This window comes from Streptomyces sp. NPDC051180, from assembly GCF_040689545.1.
Lineage (GTDB): Bacteria > Actinomycetota > Actinomycetes > Streptomycetales > Streptomycetaceae > Streptomyces.
In genome coordinates this window covers 236,313-255,534 of record NZ_JBFBBC010000001.1, presented here as the reverse complement: position 1 = coordinate 255,534, position 19,222 = coordinate 236,313, and the positions used below count along the sequence as shown (strand labels likewise).

The following is a 19,222-nucleotide window of genomic DNA, read 5'->3' as shown; positions in this document are numbered from 1 at the left end:
GCGGGCCGGTGACGGCCCCGCACCCGACCGGCCCGACGGGCGGGGAACCGTCCCCCGGGGCACACTCGTTGGAGCAACGGCGGACAACGAGGGGGTACCTACGTGCGCGCAGCCATGGGAGTCTGGCGCTGGCGGCACAACCCCCTGCGCCGGACCACGGACCTCGCCGAGGCGTGGATCGCCTTCGCGGCCGCCGCGCTGCTCTGCGTCGTGGTGCCGCTGACGGGCTGGGCCGCCGGTTCCTCCGCCGACGGCTCGCTCCAGCGGGCCGTGCGGACGCAGGCCGAGCAGCGGACGCGGACGACGGCGCGGGTCGTACGGCCCGCCGACGGTCCCGCGGCCGGCCCCCGGACCGCCGACTCCACCGGGGAGGACCGGCTGCGCCGCTCGGTGGTGGCCCGCTGGACGGCCCCGGACGGCTCGGTCGTCACGGGCACGGTGACGGCGGCCCGCCGCACGTCCGCGCCCGGCGACACGTTCCCGCTGTGGACGGACCGGAGCGGGCGGCAGGTGACGCCTCCCCTGCCGGCCGGCACGGCCCGCACGCACGCGGTGATCGCCGGGCTGATGGCCGCGCTGCTCACCGCGCTCATGGTGGAGACCGTCCGCCGCCTCGCCGTGCGCCGCCTCCTCCTCGCCCGGTACGCGCGTCTCGACCGCGCCTGGGCCGCGACGGGCCCCGACTGGGGTCGCACGGGCACCGGCAGCTGACGCGCCGGGCACCGCGGCGGGCGGTGTCGTTCGGGGGTGGCGTGCGGCCCGACCGAGCGCGACCGTCCCGGACCACTGCCGACCGTGCCCGACCACCTCGGACCGGCCCGGCGACCCGTCATCCCCGCACCGCCGCGCGCGCTACGGTGGGACATCGGATCAGCGGCGAGGCATGAGGCGGGGGCAGGACACACCCATGGCACAGGGCACGGTCCAGGTGACGCACACCGGCACATCGCGGTGGCGGCGCCGCACGGGTGAGTACCCCTCCCTCGCCGCCGCGCTGGAGGCCGCCGGCGACGGGGACGTCCTCACGGTCGCGCCCGGCACCTACCGGGAGAACCTCGTGGTCCGGCGCGCCGTGACCCTGCGCGGCCCCGAGGGCGGGGTCGGATCCGTGCGGATCGCGCCCCCGGACGGGGTGCCGCTGACGCTGCGGGCCTCCGTCACCGTGCAGGACCTGCACATCGAGGGGCAGGACGTGGCCGCGCCCGCACTGCTGGTCGAGGACGGCACGCCCGAACTGCTCGACCTTCGGATCATGACGCGCTCCGCGGCCGGGATCGAGGTGCGGGGCGCCGCCCGTCCGACGGTCCGCCGCTGCACGATCGACAACCCGGCCGGCGTCGGCATCGCCGTGCTCGACGGAGCGGGCGGGGTCTTCGAGGAGTGCGAGGTCGTCTCGGCCGGTCAGGCGGGCGTCTCGGTGCGCGGCGGGGCCCATCCGCGGCTGGAGCGGTGCCGGGTGCACCACGCCTCCGGCGCCGGGATCGCGGTGACCGGCGAGGGCAGCGGCCTGGAGGCCGTCGGCTGCGAGGTGTACGAGATCAAGGGCGCGGGTCTCCAGATCGCGTCCCGTGCCACCGCCCACCTGAGCGACTCCTCGGTGCACCGCACGTCGGGCGACGGGATCACGCTCGACACGGACGCGGTGCTGACGCTGTCGGACTGCGACATCCACGACGTCCCGGAGAACGCGGTGGACCTGCGGTCCCGCTCGGTGCTGACGCTGACCCGGTCGACCGTCCGCCGCTTCGGCCGGAACGGGCTGTCGGTGTGGGACCCGGGGACGCGGGTGGACGCCAACCAGTGCGAGATCCACGACAGTACGGGTGACTACCCGGCGGTGTGGGTGAGCGACGGGGCGACCGCCGTCCTCGACGCCTGCCGGGTGCACGACGTGCCGGACGCGCTGTTCGTCCTCGACCGGGGCTCGCGCGTCGACGTCGTCGACAGCGATCTGACGCAGGTGCGGAACACGGCGGTGTCGGTGAGCGACGGGGCGACGGCCCAGCTCGACGACTGCCGGATCCGGGAGGCGTCCACCGGCGCCTGGTTCCGGGACCACGGCAGCGGCGGCACCCTGGGCGGGTGCACGATCGACTCGGTGCAGACCGGGGTCATCGTCACCAAGGGCGCCGACCCCACGATCGACCGGTGCACGGTCACCTCCCCCGCCGAGGCCGGCTTCTACGTGTCGGCCGAGGGCCGCGGCTCCTTCCACGGCTGTCGGGTGACGGGCAGCGGCGGTTACGGCTTCCATGTGACCGACGGCTGCCGGACCACGCTGCGCAAGTGCCGCACCGAGCGGTGCGCGCGCGGCGGGTACGAGTTCCCCGAGGAGGGCGCGAGCGCGGAGGACTGCACCAGCGACGAGAGCGCGGTCCGATCGTCCGTGCCCGACGGCGGCACGGTCCTGACGGCCACGCAGTCGGCCGGGCTGCTGGGGACGGTGCCGGTGCCGCGCGTGCAGCCGCCGGCCGCGGCGCCGGCGGCGTTCGAGCCCGCGCCCTCGTCGCGTTCGTCGCAGGACGTGCTCGGGGAGCTGGACGCCCTGGTGGGTCTGGAGAGCGTCAAGCTGGAGGTGCGGACCCTCACCAACATGATCGAGGTGGGACGCAGACGCCAGGAGGCGGGGCTCAAGGCGGCCTCGGTCCGCCGCCATCTGGTCTTCACCGGCAACCCGGGCACGGGCAAGACCACCGTGGCGCGGCTGTACGGGGAGATCCTGGCGTCCCTCGGGGTGCTGGAGCGCGGTCACCTGGTGGAGGTGTCCCGGGTGGACCTGGTCGGCGAGCACATCGGCTCGACCGCGATTCGGACGCAGGAGGCGTTCGACCGGGCGCGGGGCGGGGTGCTGTTCGTCGACGAGGCGTACGCGCTGTCGCCCGAGGACTCGGGGCGGGACTTCGGCCGCGAGGCGATCGACACCCTGGTGAAGCTGATGGAGGACCACCGGGACGCGGTGGTGGTGATCGTGGCCGGGTACACGGCGGAGATGGAGCGCTTCCTCACGGTGAACCCCGGTGTGGCGTCGCGTTTCTCACGGACCATCACCTTCGGCGACTACGAGCCGGACGAACTGCTGCGGATCGTGGGCCAGCAGGCCGACGAGCACGAGTACCGGCTCGCCGAGGGCGCGGACGAGGCGCTGCTCGCCTACTTCGCGAAGCTGCCCAAGGGACCGGCCTTCGGCAACGGCCGTACGGCACGGCAGACGTTCGAGTCGATGGTGGAGCGGCACGCGGGCCGGGTCGCCGCGCTCGCCGAGGCGAGCACGGACGACCTGACGCTGCTCTACCCGGAGGACCTTCCCGAGCTCCCCTGATCCGAGGGTTCGTTCGGATCGGCGGGGCCGGGGGGTCCGTTCGGGTCGCGCTGGCGCGGCATCGCGGGCAGCAGCCGGTCCAGGAGGGCCGAGCGGCGCAGGGCGAACGCCGGGTCGGCCTGGTAGTCGGAGTGGCCCAGGATCGGTTCCGGCAGCGGGTGGCGGCGGGTCCGGCCGTAGGCGACCGGGTCCAGCATCACCTCCGCGTCGACGGCGGGCCGGCCGTCCTCGGCGGGCACCCGGACGGGTCCGCCGATGGGGTCCGTGGCGCGGTACAGGTTGGTCCAGCAGTCGACCGTGCGGTGCAGGGCGCGCAGCGCCTCGGGGCCGAAGTAGGCCGGGAACCAGCGCCCGTAGAGCCGTTCCAGGGGCGAACCGTAGGTGAGGAGCGCGACCCGGCCGCGGGTGGCGGGCGGCAGCTGCCAGACGGCGGCCGCGGCGAGGACGCTGCCCTGCGAGTGGCCGGAGATGACGAGCCGCCCGCCGGTGGCCCGGGTCCAGGAGCTCATCCGCCAGGTGAGGTCGGGCACGGCCCGTTCGGCGTAGCAGGGCGGCGCGAAGGGGTGGGCGGCGCGGGGCCAGAAGGTGCCGACGTCCCAGAGGATGCCGATGGTGCGCCGGGCGGAGGCGTCCCGGTAGGCCCGCCGTCCCCAGGTGACGAAGAGCAGGAAGCCGAAGCCGATCATCCAGGAGCCGAGGGCCTGCGTCACGGAGGCGAGGGAGGCGATCGCGGGATGGGCCCCGTCGAAGGCCCGCCCGGGTACGTTCCCGCTGGCCCATGCCCCGGCGACGGAGGCCGCGCCGAGGAGCAGGGTGGCGCCGGAGACGACGCCGACGAGGACCGGGGCGGAGTCGGTGAGCGCGGCCCGCGCCCGGCCGGACGCGATCCGGCCGGTGCGGACCGGATCGCGCTCGTCGGCGCGGGCGGCGCCGTAGTCGGCCTCCACCCGCGGCCTCAGCCGCCGGGCGGTGAGCAGGGTCCGTACGGCGAGGAGGGCGGCGGGCGCGAGCAGCAGCAGGAGCAGGACGGGGATGACGGACGCCTGCCAGCTGAGCAGCACGGGCGGGCCGATCCGGGGTCCGTCGCCCATGCCGGGGGTGGCGGGGCCGTCGAGCCAGTCGGCGACGCGTTGGGCCACTCCGCCGGACATGACGCCGGCGAGGGCGCAGGCGAGCATGGCGACCGCGGGGCCGCCGAGTCCGCGCAGCGCGGTCCGCGGGTCCCGGCGGGGCCGCTGGAGGAGGAGGGCGACGACGCCGAGGGCGACGACCAGGCCGCCCTGGGCGAGGGTGAGGGCGCCGAAGACGGCGTCGCCGGGGAGGGTTCCGGCGGAGCTCCAGCCGGGGCGGGCCCAGCCGGTGTGGAGGGCGATGAGCGCGAGCACCGCGAGGGAGGCGGCGGGCAGCCAGGAGACGACGGCGTGTTCGACGCGCAGGTCGAGCCGGCTCTCGCTGCGGCCGCGGCGGCAGACGACCCAGACGACGAGGAGGCAGAGGACGGCGAGGGCGGCCCGCAGGGTCCAGCCGAGGGCCGTGAGCGCTCCCGGCCGGACGGCGTCGTGGCGGGCGGTGGCCGAGGCGAGGGCCGCGGCGACCGTGAGGAAGCCGGCGGCGGTGTGGGCGGCCCGGAGCCGGGCGACGAGCCGGCGCCCGTACCAGAAGCCGGGGCGGCCGAGGGCGGGCCGCGGTTCGGCGGCGCCGCCGTCGCTTCCGCTGTCGGCGGTCTCGGTGTCGGCCCGCGGCTCCGTGACGGGGGCGTCGTAGCCGGCGGGGGGCCGCTGGGCCTCGTAGGCGCTCCAGGTCCGGCTGGAGAGGTACCAGAGGAGGCCGACGAGGGCGACGGGCACCAGCGCGGCGAGGACCAGGCGGCGGCCCGGCAGGGACCACCAGCCGCCCCGTCCGGCGTCGAGGAAGCCGAGCCAGGAGTAGGCGTCGGCGCAGGCGGCGGTGCCGGCGCACTGCCAGGCCGTCAGGTCGAGCGCGACCTCGCAGGCCGCGGCGGTGAGGAGGACGGTGAGGGTGAGGGCGACGAGGCGGACGAGGACGCCGTAGAGCCGGACGGCCCCGGGCCGGTTCCGGGCGGGCGGGCGCATCCAGTGCGCCAGGTTGGCGACCATGAAGGGCAGGAGGAGCAGCCACAGCGCGCGGGCGCCGTCGCCGGAGGTGAGGTTGGACCAGCAGTACGCCTCCGGGACCGGGCGGGCGGCGTACCGCTCGGGGTGCTCCTCGGCGTCGACGTCCTCGCCGCGCCGGTACATCGCCGCGGTCCGGTCGCCGGTGATGCGTACGGTCCTGGGGTCGTCGAGCATGTCCTGGGGGGTGGCTCCGCCGACTCCGTGGACGAGGAGTTCGAGCGCCGCGCCCCCGCTCTCCGGGGCGGGTGTGGCAGGGGACACTGAGGCGACTTCCTCTCGGAGTGGGAAGATGCGACGTCGGCACCAGGATCGCGGACCGCCGTGCGTTCGCGCAGCGTCCCTCACCGAATCCGACACCCATCCCCTTGTCTCCTGCGGAAGGACCGGCCCCGGCGGTGACTGACAACCAGAACCTCCTCGCGGAGCAGCGGCGCGCCCTGATCCTCGACGAGGTCCGGCGGCGCGGCGGTGTCCGGGTCAACGAGCTGACCCGTCGCCTGAACGTCTCGGACATGACGATCCGGCGCGACCTGGACGCGCTGGCGCGTCAGGGCATGGTGGCGAAGGTGCACGGCGGGGCCGTGCCGGTGGCCGAGGCGAGCACCCACGAGCCCGGGTTCGAGGCCAAGTCGGTGCTCGAACCGAGTGCCAAGGACGAGATCGCGCGGGCGGCCGCCGCCCTGGTCGCCCCGGGGACGGCGATCGCCCTGTCCGGGGGTACGACGACCTTCGCGCTGGCCCGGCATCTGCTGGACGTGCCGGATCTGACGGTCGTGACGAACTCCGTGCGGGTCGCGGACGTGTTCCACGAGGCGCAGGCGACGGGCGGCGGGGGCGAGGCGCGACGGGGCGCGGCGACGGTCGTCCTGACGGGTGGGGTCCGGACGCCGTCCGACGCGCTGGTGGGTCCGGTGGCGGACCGGGCGATCCGCTCGCTCCACTTCGACCTGCTGTTCCTGGGGGTGCACGGGGTGTCGGTGGAGGCCGGTCTGTCGACGCCGAACCTGGCGGAGGCGGAGACGAACCGCTGTCTGATGCGTTCGGCGCGTCGGGTGGTGGTCGTAGCCGACCACACCAAGTGGGGCACGGTGGGGCTGAGTTCGTTCGGCGACCTCGGCGAGGTCGACACCTGGGTGACGGACCGCGGCCTGCCCGACGAGGTGCGCGCCGAGGTGGCGGAGCATCTGGCGGGCGTCGTGGTGGCGGGCGAGGAACCGGCGTGAGCCTGTTCCGGATCGAGCGGACGGTGGCCCTCGCGCCCGAGGAGGTGTGGCGCCGGCTGACGGACTGGCCGGCGCACGGCCGCCAGGTGCCGCTGACCCGGACGAGGGTGCTGACGCCGGGGCCGAACAGGGTCGGGACGCGGTTCACCGCCCGGACGGGCCTGGGCCGGCTGTCCTTCGACGACCCGATGGAGGTCGTCCGCTGGGAGCCGCCGGCCCCGGGCGTTCCGGGGGCGTGCCGGCTGGCGAAGTCCGGCCGGGTCGTGCTCGGCTGGGCGCTGGTCGAGGTCGCCGAGGCGCCGACCGGGTCCCGGGTGGTGTGGACGGAGGAGCTGGCGGTGCGGGGCGTGCCTCGGTTCTTCGATCCGGTACTGGGCGGGGCCGGGCGGGTGTTGTTCGGCCGGGCCCTGGACGCCCTGCTGCGGACGGCCTGAGGCGTCCGCCACACGGCCGCCCCCTTTGATGCTGACATGCTGTCAGTTAGGGTGCTCTTCCGTTTTCCGTCCTGGGGAGGTCCGGTCCATGGCACGCCGACTGAGGCCGGTGGAGCTCGACTTCACCGCGTCCGCGCCCGTCCGCCTGGTCTTCACGGCGAACCTCGCCGCCCCGCCCCCGGCCGTCTACCGGTCGGTGGCCCTGGAGGTGGGGAGCATGCCAGCCTGGTTCACCGCCGTCACCTCCGCCGTCCCCACCGGCGACGGCGCGGGCCGGACGGTCCGTCTGCGCGGCGGGATCGCCTTCGAGGAGACGATCCTCGCCTCCGAGCCCGACGTCCGCTACGCCTACCGGATCGACGAGACGAACGCCCCCGGGGTGACGGCCATGGCGGAGGAGTGGGCCCTCTCCCCCGCCGGCAAGGGCACCCGGCTGCGCTGGACGATGGCCCTCGACGGCCCGGCCGCGCTCCGGGTGGCGCTGCGCGCGGCCGGGCCGGCCGTCGGGCTGTCCTTCCGGGACGCGGCCCGCCGGCTCGACCGGCGGCTCATTCCGGCCAGACCCCCGTCGACAGGAAGCGTTCGATAGCCGTGGTGTAGGGGGCGATGTCGAGCCCCTGGGCGGCCAGCCAGTCGTCGGAGTAGTACTTGTCGAGGTAGCGCTCGCCGCCGTCGCAGATGAGGGTGACGACGCTGCCGGTGCGCTCCTCGGCGACCATCTCGGCCACGATCTTCAGGGCGCTCCACAGGCCGGTGCCCGTGGAGCCGCCCGCCTTGCGGCCGATGGCGCCCTCCAGGGCGCGGACGGCGGCGATGCTCGCCGCGTCGGGGACCTTCATCATGCGGTCGATGGCGCCGGGCACGAAGCTCGGTTCCATCCGGGGCCGGCCGATGCCCTCGATGCGGGAGCCGCAGTCCGCGGTGGCCTGCGGGTCGTGGCGCGTCCAGCCGTCGAAGAAACAGGAGTTCTCGGGGTCGGCGACGCAGATCCGGGTGTCGTGCTGCATGTAGTGGACGTAGCGGGCGATCGTCGCCGACGTGCCGCCGGTTCCGGCGGTGGCCACGATCCAGGCGGGCTCCGGGTAGCGCTCCAGTCCGAGCTGCTGGTACATCGACTCGGCGATGTTGTTGTTGCCGCGCCAGTCGGTGGCCCGCTCCGCGTAGGTGAACTGGTCCATGTAGTGGCCGCCGGTGCGCTCGGCGAGCGCGGCGGACTCCTCGTACATGGTGCGCGAGTCGTCGACGAAGTGGCACTGCCCGCCGTGGAACTCGATGAGCCGGCACTTCTCCGGGCTCGTCGTGCGGGGCATGACGGCGATGAAGGGGACGCCGATGAGCTTCGCGAAGTACGCCTCGGAGACGGCGGTCGAGCCGCTGGACGCCTCGATGACCGGCTTGCCCGGCCGGATCCAGCCGTTGCAGAGGCCGTAGAGGAACAGGGAGCGCGCGAGCCGGTGCTTGAGGCTGCCGGTGGGGTGCGTGGACTCGTCCTTCAGGTACAGGTCGATGCCCCACTTCTCGGGCAGCGGGAAGCGCAGCAGGTGGGTGTCGGCGGAGCGGTTGGCGTCGGCCTGGACCTTGCGGACGGCCTCCTTGAGCCAGGTCCGGTACGCCGGGTCGCTGCGGTCGACGTCCTGGGTCACCGCGGCGGTCTCCGCCCCGGGAGTCCCCGGCGTCGCCGGTGCCCCCGTGGCCGCCCGCGCCCCCGTCGCCACGCCGTTCTCCGTGGTGCTCATCCGTGCCTCTCCTCGGTCGCTTCCACTCGCTTCCCGGCTGTCGACGATACCCCTCTCACCTGGGCAAACGTTCCCTTTGGGGATCCATAGGGATGACTTGCGGACGGGCCCCTGGTGCGGTCGCGGAGGGCCCGGCACACTGGAGACGGCAACCGGGTGAAAGGGGCGGATCCACATGGCGGAACCGGAGTTCACGGCGCGGGGCGTGCGGATCGCACGCTGGCCCCGTTCACTGACGCGCGCGGGAGAGGTCCGGATCGAGGACGGCCGGCTCGCCCTGCTCACCAGTTACGGCAGCGAGATCGACAGCGCCCCGGTGGGCGCGGTCCGGGCGGGGCGGCCCTGGTTCGCGAAGTCCGACGAGGCGGTCGCGACCGTGAACGGCACCCGGTACCGGCTGACGCTGCACCGGGACGGCGACGACGGGGTCGGCGAGGAGTCGGCGGAGTCGGGGCGGTTCCTGGCGGCGCTGAAGCGGGCGGCCGGCCGGCGCTGACCGGCGTACACCTCCTGACCTGGCCCGAGTCGCCGCGAGTTGCGGGCCCATCACGGCTGGCTCACTCTGGAACAGTCTCACCAAGCGTCATCGGCGGTGACGTTGTGTTCCGGTCACCGCTCTGCTGTACCGCATGAGAAAGCGGAATCTTCGTCTTCTTCCGGACTACTTCGGGGAGTCGCAGCCGTGATCAGCGAGCCGAGCAGGTACTACGCGGTGGAGCTCCAGGCCCTGCCGTCGCGGATCGGACAGGTCCGCAGAATCGTCTCCGCACATTTGCGCCACTGGCATCTCGACGCCTTGATCGACCATGCCGCGCTCGGTGTCACCGAGCTTCTCAGCAACGTCCACCGGCACGCCCAGCCGGACAAGCGGTGCACCGTCGAGATCGAGCTGCTGCTCGACCGGCTGACGGTCTCCGTCCGGGACCACGACCCCCGCATACCGCGGGCCGCCGCCCTGGAGGCGTACGACCCCACCGACGCCCTGGACGCCCTCGACGCCTACGAGCGGCTCGCGACCTCCGGCCGCGGCCTCGCCATCGTCGGCGCCGTCAGCGAGAGTTGGGGCGTCCGTCCGTGCGGCGCCGACGGGAAGGTCGTCTGGTTCACCCTTTCGGCCCCGCCGCCCGCCGACCCGGTCGACGCGTGCGCGCAGGCGGCGTACGGCGTCCTGACCGACGGCCCCCTCGCGGGCTACGGCCGCTTCCCCGTCGGCGCTCCCCTGAGCACCCCGATCGACCCGGTCCTGAGCCCGCTCACGGCCCGCTCGGTCCTGGTCGGCCGGCCCGGCTGACGGCCGGGACGACGCCGAAGGTCCGGGCCCTCCCCCGGCGCCGCCGTGCGGCCGCCGGTCAGGTGCGGCGCCCCTTGCCGCGCACGGAGCGGCCGAACTGCTCCTCCAGGACCGTCAGACGGCGCCAGTACTCGTCCTCGTCGATCTCCCCCGCGGCGAAGCGGTGGCCGAGCAGGGCGAGGGGCGAGCGCTCGTCCGGCCCTCCGTCGACGTCCCGCCGCCCGGGCCGGCCCGGGCGCCAACCGGCGCGACGGGCCAGCGTGACCACCGTGGCGATGACGGCGGCCCACACGAGGGGGACGAAGAGGATCCACGGGCCGGGGCCCGCGTAGGCGAGTGTGTTCATGACGATTCAGCTCCTCGGTGCGCGGTCGTGATGTCCGTGCTTCGAGACTCCCGCGCCGAGGGGGTCCGGGGCGTCGTCCACCCGGCGGCTCCCCGCGTACGACGGCGGGAGTAGACGCACGGCCCTCGCGGCCCCTTCCGGCTGTACCTACTGGTATGTACAGTGCGGTTCATGAGTACGAGCACCTCGGAACGGCTGATCCAGGCCACCCGCGCACTCCTCTGGGAGCGCGGCTACGTGGGAACCAGCCCCAAGGCCGTCCAGCAGGCGGCCGGCGTCGGCCAGGGCAGCATGTACCACCACTTCGCCGGCAAGCCCGACCTGGCCCTCGCCGCCATCCGGCGCACCGCCGAGGAACTGGTCGCCGGCGCCGAGACCGTCCTCGGCGCCGAGGGATCGGCCTACGCGCGCGTCGAGGGCTATCTGCTCCGCGAGCGCGACGTCCTGCGCGGCTGCCCGGTGGGGCGTCTGACGATGGACCCCGAGGTCGTCGCGCACCCGGAGCTGCGCGCCCCGGTCGAGGAGGCCCTCGACCGGCTGCGCGGCCGGCTCGCCGAGGTCGTCCAGGAGGGCGTGGACCGGGGCGAGTTCCCCGGGCACCTCGACCCCGGGGAGATCGCGGCGACGGTGGTGGCCACCGTGCAGGGCGGCTACGTCCTCGCCCGGGCCGGCGGCTCCCCGGCGTCCTTCGACAGCGCCGTACGCGGCCTGCTCGCCCTCCTCGCCCCCCGCACCGACCCGGCCTGAGCACCGCACGGCGTCACGTCCCGCGGGCGACCGGCACCGGCACTCCGGGCCGGCCTCCGAACACGCCCCGGGCCGTGGCAGCCGCCGCGCCCCGGCCGTACCTCACGCCGTACCTTCCCGAGAAGCGGAGTCCGACCCGTGCACGCGATGCAGTACGAGATCACCCTGCCCGCCGACTACGACATGGAGATCATCCGCGAGCGCGTCGCGACCCGCGGGCACCTGCTGGACTCCTTCCCCGGGCTCGGCCTGAAGGCATACCTGGTCAGGGAGCGCGAGGACGGATCGCCGGTCAACCAGTACGCGCCGTTCTACCTGTGGACCGCGCCCGAGGGCATGAACGCCTTCCTCTGGGGCCCGGGCTTCCAGGGGATCGTGAACGACTTCGGCCGGCCCGCGGTGCGGCACTGGGCCGGCCTGTCGTACGAGGAGGGCCCGGCCTCCGCGTCGGCCCCGGGCACCGCCACGCGCCGCCGGACCCCGCTCGGGGAGGCCGTCCCGCCGGGCGAGGCGGTGGCGCACGCGGTGGCCGGGCACGCGCGGGAGGCCCGGCGGGACGGCGTCGTCGCCTCCGTCCTCGCCGTCGATCCGCACCACTGGGAGCTGCTCTCGTTCACCCTGTGGGCCGACGCGGAAGCGCCCGCCGACGAGGGCGAGCGCTTCCGGGTGCTGCACCTCTCGACGCCCGAGCGGGCGAGGCTGGGAGCCGGGCGGTCGTGGTGAGCCGACCGCCGGCGACCGGATCCTGAGCGGCCGCGACGAAGGGACCGTGCGGGACGGAGTACGGGGCCGGACGGCGTACGGAGCCGTACGGCGTACGAAACCGGACGCCGTACGGAACCGGGTCCCGTACGGCCGACGGATGCCGCGGAGCCGATCCGCGGCCCGTCGGACAGGGCCTCAGGCCACGGCGACGAGGGTGAGGTAGGCGATGCCGAGGACGCCCCGGTAGCCGTTCAGCCAGGACGCACGCTGCCGGTCCACCCGCTCGCGGGTCTCGGCGGCGAGCGGGTGGTCGGGGTGGGCGGCCAGCCAGAGCTCGGTGTCGTACCGGTAGCCGGACTCGAACTCCTCCCATTCCACGGCGGACGCCGTCTCGATCCACGCGGGCCGGAAGCCGGCCTCGATGGCCAGGTCGACGAGCGCGCCGAGGGTGACGTGGTCGTCGGTCCGGGCACCCGGCCACATCCCGGCGAGCTCCGCCTCGGTGGGGGTGTGCTCCCAGAAGCCCTCGCCGAGCACGACCCGCCCGCCCGGCCTCACGAGCCGGCGCAGCTCGCGCAGCGCGGCGGCGGGGTCGTGCGACAGCTCCGGGTCGCACAGCGCCTGGCTCGACCCCAGACAGAGCACCGCGTCGACCGGGCCGCGGTCCGTGCCGAGCGCCGACTCCTCGACGAAGACCACGCGGTCCGCCAGGCCGCGCTCCTCGGCGAGGACGCGGCCGCGGGCCAGGTCCTCGGCGTTGATGTCGAGTCCGGCGCCCTTGGCGGCCGGCGCGGCTTCCAGGACGCGCAGCAGCAGTTCGCCCCAGCCGCAGCCGATGTCGAGCACGTCGGCGGGTCCGGCGGCGGCGAGCCGCTCGATCATGCGGGTGGCGCGCTCCTCGGAGAGCGGACCGTGGAAGGTGAGGCTGCCGAGGCGCGGCGGAAGGTCGGAATCGGTAGTGATCATGAGGCGGAACGGTACGTCGTACGGGCGCACCCGCCAACCGCTTTCCGGCCGGGCCGGACGACCGGCCCGCGCGCCCACCGCCCCTCGCGGACTAGCCTGGAGGCGTGTACACCACACGCGCGGCCCGCCACATCGACGCCCCGCCGTCGGCCGTCTACCGGTCGCTGCTCGACCGCGACGCGGTCGAGCGATGGCGGGTGCCGGACGGAATGACCTGCGAGGTGCACTCCTTCGACGTGCGTGAAGGAGGCGAGTTCCGGGTCTCGCTGCACTACGACGCGGAGGACGGCACCGGGAAGTCGGGAGCCCGCACCGACACGTACCACGGCCGCTTCGTGGAGCTGGTGCCGGACGAACGGGTCGTCGAGATCATCGAGTTCGAGTCCCCGGACCCACGGCTGCACGGCGCGATGACCCTCACGACGACCCTGATCCCGGTTGGGGGCGGCACCGAGGTCCGCCTCGTCCACGAGGGGATCCCCGACGCCGTCGCCCCGGCCGACAACGACACCGGCACGCGCATGGCCCTGGACCGGCTCGCCGCGCTGGCGGAGGAACGGCGGGAACCGCGGGGGTGACGGCAGGGACCGCGGGGGTGACGACGGGTCCTGCGCGGATCCGCGAGCGCGGCGCCGGCCCCGCCGGGTCGGCGCCGGGCTGAGGACCGGTCGGCTGCGGCGATCGCCAGGGCGAGGGGTCCCGCGGGCCGGACCGGGCGCTCGGAAGACGCCCGGGGAGCACCTTGTGGCGCGCCCTGAGAGCGCCCTGGCGACGTATGCGGACGCCTTGGGAGGCGTGGGCCCACTCCTCAGACGGTCTCGCGTCCCAGCGCTGCCAAAGGGTCGTCGAGGACCGGCTGCCAGGCGAGTTCGGCCGCTCCGACGAGGCTGTTGTGGTCGAGGGTGCAGGGCAGGATCGGGACGCCCCCGCTGCGGCCCCAGAGGCTGCGGTCGGCGACGACCGCGCGCAGGCGCTCGGGGTCGGCGTCGAGGAGCTCGCGGTGCAGGCCGCCGAGGATGATCCGGTCGGGGTTGAGGATGTTGACCAGGCCGGCGAGCCCCAGGCCGAGGCGGTCGATGAGCTCCCCGACGGCGACGCGGACGCCCGGGTCGTCGCGGTTCGTCCGCAGCAGGTCGCGGGCCTGCTGGAGCAGCGACACCTCGGGCCCCGGGGCGCGTCCGGCGACGGTGAGGAAGGCGAGCGGATCGGTCTCGACGTCGAGGCAGCCGCGGCTGCCGCAGTGGCAGGGCCGGCCCTCCGGGTTGACCGTGAGGTGGCCGACCTCCAGGGCGAGGCCGGCGCTGCCGGTGTGCAGACGGCCGTCGAGGACGAGCGCGCCGCCGACGCCCCGGTGGCCGGTGGCCACGCAGAGGAGGTCGCGGGCGCCGCGTCCGGCGCCGTGGCGGTGCTCGGCGAGGGCGGCGAGGTTCACGTCGTTGCCGGTGAAGGCCGGGCCCTCGATGCCGGCGGCCCGTACCCGCTCGGCGAAGATCTCGCGCACCGGCGCACCGGCGGGCCAGGCCAGGTGGAGCGGGTTGAGCGCGGTGCCCTCCGGTTCGGCGACGGCGGACGGGGCGGCGAGGCCGGCTCCGACGCAGCGGCGGCCGCTCTCGCGGAGCAGGGCGGCTCCGGCGTCGACGACGGCGCCGAGGACCTGGGCGGGGTCGGCGGAGACCGTGACGCAGCCGGGGGCGGTGGCCACGATGGTGCCGCCGAGGCCGACGAGGGCGGCGCGGAAGCCGTCCGCGTGCACCTGGGCCGCGAGGGCCACGGGGCCCTTCTCGTCGACCGCGAGCCGGTGCGAGGGCCGCCCCTGGGAACCGGCGGCGGCACCCGGGTTGGAGTCGACGCGGATGAGGCCGAGGGCCTCCAGCTCGGCGGCGACGGCGCCGGCGGTGGCGCGGGTGACCCCGAGTTCGGCGGTGAGGACGGCCCGGGTGGGAGCCCTGCCGGTGTGCACCAGCTCCAGTGCGGGGCCGAGCGCGTTGCGCCCCCTGTCCAGCCGTGTCCGGGTCGTCGTCGCCTTGCCGTTCATGGGGGCGAGTCTCCCATGATCGGACCACCCCGCGGCCCGTACCCCGGCGGCGGGGCGGGCGGTCCGGCCCGCCGCGGCCGACGGCCCGGTTGATTCCTCGGGCCGCCGCCCCCTATCCTGAGTTTGTGCCGCTACTAAACAAAGTACGGACGGCCGTATCGGGGGACTCCGGCGGAGACACCGCCACCCACTCCCTGACCCGCCTCCGCTCCGCCCTGACCCTCTTCTTCGCCCTCGACGGCTTCCTGTTCGCCGGCTGGGTGGTCCGCATCCCCGCCGTCAAGCAGCAGACCGGCGCCTCGGCCGGCGACCTCGGCCTCGCGCTGCTCGGCGTCTCGGCGGGCGCCGTGATCACCATGACGCTGACCGGCCGGCTCTGCCGCCGCTACGGCTCCCACCCGGTCACCGTCGCCACCGCCGTCCTCCTCTCCCTCTCGGTCGCCCTGCCGGCACTCACCCGGTCGCCCCTCGCGCTCGGTCTCGTCCTGCTGGTCTTCGGCGCCGCGTACGGCGGGATCAACGTCGCCATGAACAGCGCGGCCGTCGACCTGGTCACCGCGCTCCGGCGCCCGGTGATGCCGAGCTTCCACGCCGCGTTCAGCCTCGGCGGCATGCTCGGCGCCGGCATCGGCGGGCTGCTCGCCGGCGGCCTCTCCCCCACCGCGCACCTCCTCGGCCTCACGGCCGTCGGCCTGGCCCTGACCGCCGCCGCCGGACCCGTCCTCCTCCGCCACCCCGCGCCCACCCTGCCCGAGACCCTCGCGGCGGCCTCCGGTCCCGGCTCGACCGGCACGCGCACGCGTGCGTCCCGCCGCGCCGTCGTCGTCTTCGGCGTGATCGCGCTCTGCACGGCGTACGGCGAAGGGGCGCTCGCCGACTGGGGCGCCCTCCATCTGGAACAGGACCTCCGGGCGCACCCCGGCGTGGCGGCCGCCGGGTACTCCGTCTTCGCGCTGACCATGACCGCTGGCCGGCTCTCGGGCACCGCGCTGCTCGAACGCCTCGGCCAGACCCGCACCCTGGTCGCCGGTGGCGCGACCGCCGCCGCCGGCATGCTCCTCGGCGCGCTCGCGCCGACCGTCTGGGCCACGCTCCTCGGCTTCGCGATCACCGGACTCGGCCTCGCCAACATCTTCCCGGTCGCCGTGGCCCGCGCCGGTGCCCTCGCCGGACCCGGCGGCGTCGCCACGGCCTCCACCCTCGGCTACGGCGGCATGCTCCTCGGCCCGCCCTCCATCGGCTTCCTCGCCGACTGGTTCTCCCTGCCGGTGGCGCTCACCACCGTCGCCGTGCTCGCCGCCGGCGCCGCGGCGATGGGCTACTGGGCACGCAACGCGGGAACCCACCCGACGAGTTGACCAGGCCGGCGGCACCACCCCTCGTCGGCGCCGGCCCGTCGGCGAGGGACCGGGGCCTGCCAGAATCCCCCCATGGACGCGACCACCGAGCAGTACTCCCTGACGAGCACGGAACACATCGACGCGCTGGAAGCCGCGGGCCGTGCCCTCGCGGACGCCGCCGCCCAGGCCGGCCCCGACGCCGAGGTGCCGACCTGCCCCGGCTGGCGCGTCCGTGACCTCCTGCGCCACACGACCATGGTGCACCGCTGGGCCACCGCCCTCGTGGTCGAGCGGCGGACCTCGTACCAGCCGGGCGAGGGCGAACCGGACCTCGACGGCGACGAGCTGCTCGCCCACTTCCGCGAGGGGCACGACCTCCTCGTCGCCGCCCTCCGCGCCGCTCCCGACACCCTGGAGTGCTGGACCTTCCTCCCCGCGCCCTCCCCCCTCGCCTTCTGGGCACGGCGCCAGGCCCACGAGACGACGGTCCACCGCGCCGACGCCGAGTCCGCGCTCCCGGCGGGCCCCGGACCGGTGCCCGCCGCCCTCGCCGCCGACGGCATCGACGAACTCCTCCGCGGCTTCCACGCCGGCGACCGCAGCAAGGTGCGCACCCCCGCACCCCGTACCCTCCGCATCCGCGCCACGGACACCGCCGACGCCTGGACCCTCCGTCTGTCGGCGACGGAACCGCCCCGCACGGAGCGGGCGTTCCCCGGCACGGCGGCGGACCCGAGTCCCGCCGTCGACACCGAGATCAGCGGCACCGCCGAACGCCTCTACCTGACGCTGTGGAACCGCCTCCCCCTCGACGCCGTGACGGTGACAGGCGACGCGGACCTCGCCCGCCTGTGGCGGGAGACCTCGGCGATCGCCTGACCGTGACGCGCCCGCCCCACCCCGGGGCGGGCGGCCGGCCGGCGGGTCGTCAGCCGAGCCAGCCCGGCCGCACCAGACCCGACTCGTAGGCCAGGACGACGAGTTGGGCACGGTCCCGCGCGCCGAGCTTCACCATGGCCCGGCTGACGTGGGTCTTGGCCGTGAGGGGGCTGACGACGAGCCGCCGGGCGATCTCCTCGTTCGACAGGCCGATCCCGACCAGCGCCATCACCTCCCGCTCGCGCTCGGTCAGCGCGCCGAGGGCCGCCGTGGCCGTCGGCGCCTTGGAACGGGCCGCGAACTCCTCGATCAGGCGGCGCGTCACCCCCGGGGAAAGCAGCGCGTCCCCGTGGACGACGGCCCGCACGGCCCGCAGCAGCTCCTCCGGCTCGGTGTCCTTGACCAGGAAGCCGGAGGCACCCGCACGGATCGCCTCGAAGACGTACTCGTCGAGCTCGAACGTCGTCAGCATGACGACCCGCACGCCGTCGAGCTCCTCGTCCTCCGTGATCCTCCGGGTGGCGTCGAGCCCGTCGAGACGCGGCATCCTGATGTCCATCAGGACGACGTCCGGCCGCAGCGCGCCCACCCGCTCCACGGCCTCCTCGCCGTCCGCCGCCTCCCCCGCCACCACGATGTCCGGCTGGGCGTCGAGCAACGCGCGGAACCCGGCCCTGACCAGCGACTGATCGTCGGCGAGCAGGACGCGGATCACGGGGTCTCCTCCACGGGCAGCGGGAGCACGGCGTGGACACGGAAGCCGCCGTCCGGCCGGGCGCCCGCCTCGATCGTGCCACCGAGGGCGGCGGCGCGCTCCCGCATGCCGGCGAGTCCGTTGCCGCTGCCGCCCGCCTCGGTCCCGGTGGCGGGGCCGTCGTCGTCGACGCGCAGGTCCAGCCGGCCGGGTCCGCGCGCGATCTCGACGCGGGCGGCGCGGGAAGCGGAGTGCCGGACCACGTTGGTGAGCGCCTCCTGCACGATCCGGAAGGCGGCGAGGTCGGCGCCGGGCGGCAGGGCCGTCCGGGGGCCGCTCGTCGTCACGGTCACGGTGAGGCCGGTGGCGGCGGCCTGCTCGACCAGGTCGGGGAGCCGGTCGAGTCCGGGGGCCGGTGTCCGGGGCGCGTCGCCGGGGGCCCGGAGGGTGTCGAGGACCTGCCGCACCTCGCCGAGCGCCTCCTTGCTGGCCGCCTTGATGGTGGTCAGCGCCGTACGGGCCTGCTCGGGGTCGGAGTCGAGAAGGGCGAGCCCCACCCCCGCCTGCACGTTGATCACCGCGATCGAGTGCGCCAGCACGTCGTGCAGTTCCCGGGCGATCCTCAGCCGCTCCTCGTCCGCGCGGCGCCGCTCGGCCGCGGCCCGCTCGGCCCGGTGCTGCGCCCACTGCTCGCGGCGGACCCTCACCAGCTCCGACGCCGCGAGTACGGCCACGGCGAACGCCGCCGCCGGCAGCTCCTGCCCCCAGGACGCGGGGCCGTCGCCCGCCGGCGGCAGCCGGCGGTACAGCCCGTGCGCGATCAGCAGGTGCCCCGCCCACAACAGCCCCAGCGCCCACCAGGCCGCGGTGCGGTGTCCGTGGACGACGGCGGCGAAACACGCGACGGCCACCAGCACGAAGACCGGCCCGTACGGATACCCGGCGGCCAGATAGGCCAGGGTGAGGCCCGCCACCGCGAACACCACGGGAACCGGCCTGCGGTGACGGAACACCAGCGGCGCCGCCGCGAGCAGCAACAGCACCCTGCCGAGCGCGTCCAGCGCCTCCCGGCCCGACTGGTTCCGCGCCGCGAACCCCGTCCCCGCCATCACCACCACGGCGATCACCACCGTGGACCGCCACGCCAGGCCCCGTCCTTCCGCCGCCCTCCCCCACCGCCGCCCGAAACGCGCCCCGTCCCGTCCGCCCGTCCACGCCTCCTCTTCCATACCGGCCACGCTAGCCGCGCACCCCGTCGAACCACGTCAGCCCGACGGGGTGGTCCCGCCTACTCCCGGCGGAGTAGCCGTGGCGGCGTCCCGGCCACGGCGGTGGCCGGACCACTGCGGCAGCCGGACCACTGCTGCGGCCG

19 protein-coding genes are annotated in these 19,222 nt (G+C 75.3%); 12 read left to right on the top strand and 7 right to left on the bottom strand.

Going from position 1 to position 19,222, the window contains the following annotated elements; all coding sequences use genetic code 11:
• The first annotated feature begins 102 nt into the window (after positions 1-102).
• Both AB0424_RS01230 and AB0424_RS01225 read left to right on the top strand, forming a co-directional pair.
• Positions 103-711, top strand: coding sequence for a hypothetical protein (locus AB0424_RS01230; RefSeq protein WP_366301223.1), 609 nt, complete (start codon positions 103-105; stop codon positions 709-711).
• 196 nt (positions 712-907) lie between these two features.
• The gene (locus AB0424_RS01225; protein ID WP_366301222.1) at positions 908-3,319 is read left to right on the top strand and encodes a right-handed parallel beta-helix repeat-containing protein; all 2,412 of its coding nucleotides are present in this window, start codon (positions 908-910) and stop codon (positions 3,317-3,319) included.
• On the opposite strand, the gene AB0424_RS01220 is transcribed toward AB0424_RS01225, so the two are convergent.
• On the bottom strand, positions 3,289-5,715 hold the full coding sequence (locus AB0424_RS01220; RefSeq protein WP_366301221.1) for a hypothetical protein: 2,427 nt from the start codon (positions 5,713-5,715) through the stop codon (positions 3,289-3,291). The genes AB0424_RS01225 and AB0424_RS01220 overlap by 31 nt on opposite strands.
• A 134-nt stretch (positions 5,716-5,849) precedes the next feature.
• Between AB0424_RS01220 and AB0424_RS01215 the strand changes: the two genes are divergently transcribed.
• The 3 genes from AB0424_RS01215 (at position 5,850) to AB0424_RS01205 (ending at position 7,700) form a co-directional block, all read left to right on the top strand.
• Positions 5,850-6,677, top strand: a complete 828-nt coding sequence (locus AB0424_RS01215) for a DeoR/GlpR family DNA-binding transcription regulator (protein WP_366301220.1) — start codon at positions 5,850-5,852, stop codon at positions 6,675-6,677.
• Positions 6,674-7,111: an SRPBCC family protein gene (locus AB0424_RS01210; RefSeq protein WP_366301218.1), complete on the top strand. Its 438-nt coding sequence runs from the start codon at positions 6,674-6,676 to the stop codon at positions 7,109-7,111. Before AB0424_RS01215 ends, AB0424_RS01210 begins: the two co-directional genes overlap by 4 nt.
• Positions 7,112-7,199: 88 nt before the next feature.
• Entirely contained in the window at positions 7,200-7,700 is a 501-nt protein-coding gene (locus tag AB0424_RS01205; RefSeq protein ID WP_366301216.1) for an SRPBCC family protein, read from the top strand.
• Here the strand turns inward: AB0424_RS01205 and AB0424_RS01200 are convergent.
• On the bottom strand, positions 7,660-8,847 hold the full coding sequence (locus AB0424_RS01200; RefSeq protein ID WP_366301215.1) for a PLP-dependent cysteine synthase family protein: 1,188 nt from the start codon (positions 8,845-8,847) through the stop codon (positions 7,660-7,662). The two genes, AB0424_RS01205 and AB0424_RS01200, sit on opposite strands and share 41 nt — an antisense overlap.
• A gap of 175 nt (positions 8,848-9,022) precedes the next feature.
• Here AB0424_RS01200 and AB0424_RS01195 point away from each other — a divergent pair, with 175 nt between their 5' ends.
• Positions 9,023-9,343, top strand: coding sequence for a hypothetical protein (locus AB0424_RS01195; protein ID WP_366301214.1), 321 nt, complete (start codon positions 9,023-9,025; stop codon positions 9,341-9,343).
• Positions 9,344-9,529: 186 nt separating this feature from the next.
• Positions 9,530-10,138, top strand: a complete 609-nt coding sequence (locus tag AB0424_RS01190) for an ATP-binding protein (protein ID WP_366301213.1) — start codon at positions 9,530-9,532, stop codon at positions 10,136-10,138.
• A 58-nt stretch (positions 10,139-10,196) separates the two neighbouring features.
• Here the strand turns inward: AB0424_RS01190 and AB0424_RS01185 are convergent, their stop codons facing one another.
• Positions 10,197-10,484: an SHOCT domain-containing protein gene (locus AB0424_RS01185; protein WP_366301212.1), complete on the bottom strand. Its 288-nt coding sequence runs from the start codon at positions 10,482-10,484 to the stop codon at positions 10,197-10,199.
• 171 nt (positions 10,485-10,655) lie between these two features.
• On the opposite strand from AB0424_RS01185, the gene AB0424_RS01180 reads away from it, so the two are divergent.
• Positions 10,656-11,231: a TetR/AcrR family transcriptional regulator gene (locus AB0424_RS01180; RefSeq protein ID WP_366301211.1), complete on the top strand. Its 576-nt coding sequence runs from the start codon at positions 10,656-10,658 to the stop codon at positions 11,229-11,231.
• A gap of 138 nt (positions 11,232-11,369) precedes the next feature.
• Positions 11,370-11,954, top strand: a complete 585-nt coding sequence (locus AB0424_RS01175; protein WP_366301209.1) for a DUF4865 family protein — start codon at positions 11,370-11,372, stop codon at positions 11,952-11,954.
• A gap of 177 nt (positions 11,955-12,131) precedes the next feature.
• Here AB0424_RS01175 and AB0424_RS01170 read toward each other — a convergent pair whose 3' ends face one another.
• Positions 12,132-12,902, bottom strand: coding sequence for a methyltransferase (locus tag AB0424_RS01170; protein WP_366301207.1), 771 nt, complete (start codon positions 12,900-12,902; stop codon positions 12,132-12,134).
• Positions 12,903-13,006: 104 nt separating this feature from the next.
• Between AB0424_RS01170 and AB0424_RS01165 the strand changes: the two genes are divergently transcribed.
• On the top strand, positions 13,007-13,480 hold the full coding sequence (locus tag AB0424_RS01165; RefSeq protein ID WP_366301206.1) for an SRPBCC family protein: 474 nt from the start codon (positions 13,007-13,009) through the stop codon (positions 13,478-13,480).
• Positions 13,481-13,710: 230 nt separating this feature from the next.
• Here the strand turns inward: AB0424_RS01165 and AB0424_RS01160 are convergent, their stop codons facing one another.
• Entirely contained in the window at positions 13,711-14,937 is a 1,227-nt protein-coding gene (locus AB0424_RS01160) for an ROK family protein (RefSeq protein ID WP_366301205.1), read from the bottom strand.
• Between the two features lie 125 nt (positions 14,938-15,062).
• Between AB0424_RS01160 and AB0424_RS01155 the strand changes: the two genes are divergently transcribed.
• Together AB0424_RS01155 and AB0424_RS01150 are read left to right on the top strand one after the other, a co-directional pair.
• Positions 15,063-16,295 carry an MFS transporter gene (locus tag AB0424_RS01155; RefSeq protein WP_366301204.1) on the top strand — a complete coding sequence of 411 codons (1,233 nt, stop codon included), beginning with the start codon at positions 15,063-15,065 and terminating at the stop codon, positions 16,293-16,295.
• Positions 16,296-16,394: 99 nt separating this feature from the next.
• A complete protein-coding gene (locus AB0424_RS01150; RefSeq protein WP_366301846.1) occupies positions 16,395-17,156 on the top strand; it encodes a maleylpyruvate isomerase family mycothiol-dependent enzyme in 762 nt (253 codons plus the stop codon).
• Between the two features lie 49 nt (positions 17,157-17,205).
• Here the strand turns inward: AB0424_RS01150 and AB0424_RS01145 are convergent, their stop codons facing one another.
• A complete protein-coding gene (locus AB0424_RS01145) occupies positions 17,206-17,871 on the bottom strand; it encodes a response regulator transcription factor (protein ID WP_366301203.1) in 666 nt (221 codons plus the stop codon).
• The gene (locus AB0424_RS01140) at positions 17,868-18,959 is read right to left on the bottom strand and encodes a sensor histidine kinase (RefSeq protein WP_366301844.1); all 1,092 of its coding nucleotides are present in this window, start codon (positions 18,957-18,959) and stop codon (positions 17,868-17,870) included. Before AB0424_RS01140 ends, AB0424_RS01145 begins: the two co-directional genes overlap by 4 nt.
• Between the last annotated feature and the right edge of the window lie 263 nt (positions 18,960-19,222).

Excerpts from the sequence above, each read along its gene's own strand:
- AB0424_RS01185 (WP_366301212.1), bottom strand. The coding sequence starts at position 10,484 with ATGAACACACTCGCCTACGCGGGCCCCGGCCCGTGGATCCTCTTCGTC.
- AB0424_RS01170 (WP_366301207.1), bottom strand. The coding sequence starts at position 12,902 with ATGATCACTACCGATTCCGACCTTCCGCCGCGCCTCGGCAGCCTCACC.
- AB0424_RS01205 (WP_366301216.1), top strand. The coding sequence starts at position 7,200 with ATGGCACGCCGACTGAGGCCGGTGGAGCTCGACTTCACCGCGTCCGCG.
- AB0424_RS01195 (WP_366301214.1), top strand. The coding sequence starts at position 9,023 with ATGGCGGAACCGGAGTTCACGGCGCGGGGCGTGCGGATCGCACGCTGG.
- AB0424_RS01160 (WP_366301205.1), bottom strand. The coding sequence starts at position 14,937 with ATGAACGGCAAGGCGACGACGACCCGGACACGGCTGGACAGGGGGCGC.
- AB0424_RS01180 (WP_366301211.1), top strand. The coding sequence starts at position 10,656 with ATGAGTACGAGCACCTCGGAACGGCTGATCCAGGCCACCCGCGCACTC.
- AB0424_RS01225 (WP_366301222.1), top strand. The coding sequence starts at position 908 with ATGGCACAGGGCACGGTCCAGGTGACGCACACCGGCACATCGCGGTGG.
- AB0424_RS01140 (WP_366301844.1), bottom strand. The coding sequence starts at position 18,959 with ATGGCGGGGACGGGGTTCGCGGCGCGGAACCAGTCGGGCCGGGAGGCG.
- AB0424_RS01200 (WP_366301215.1), bottom strand. The coding sequence starts at position 8,847 with ATGAGCACCACGGAGAACGGCGTGGCGACGGGGGCGCGGGCGGCCACG.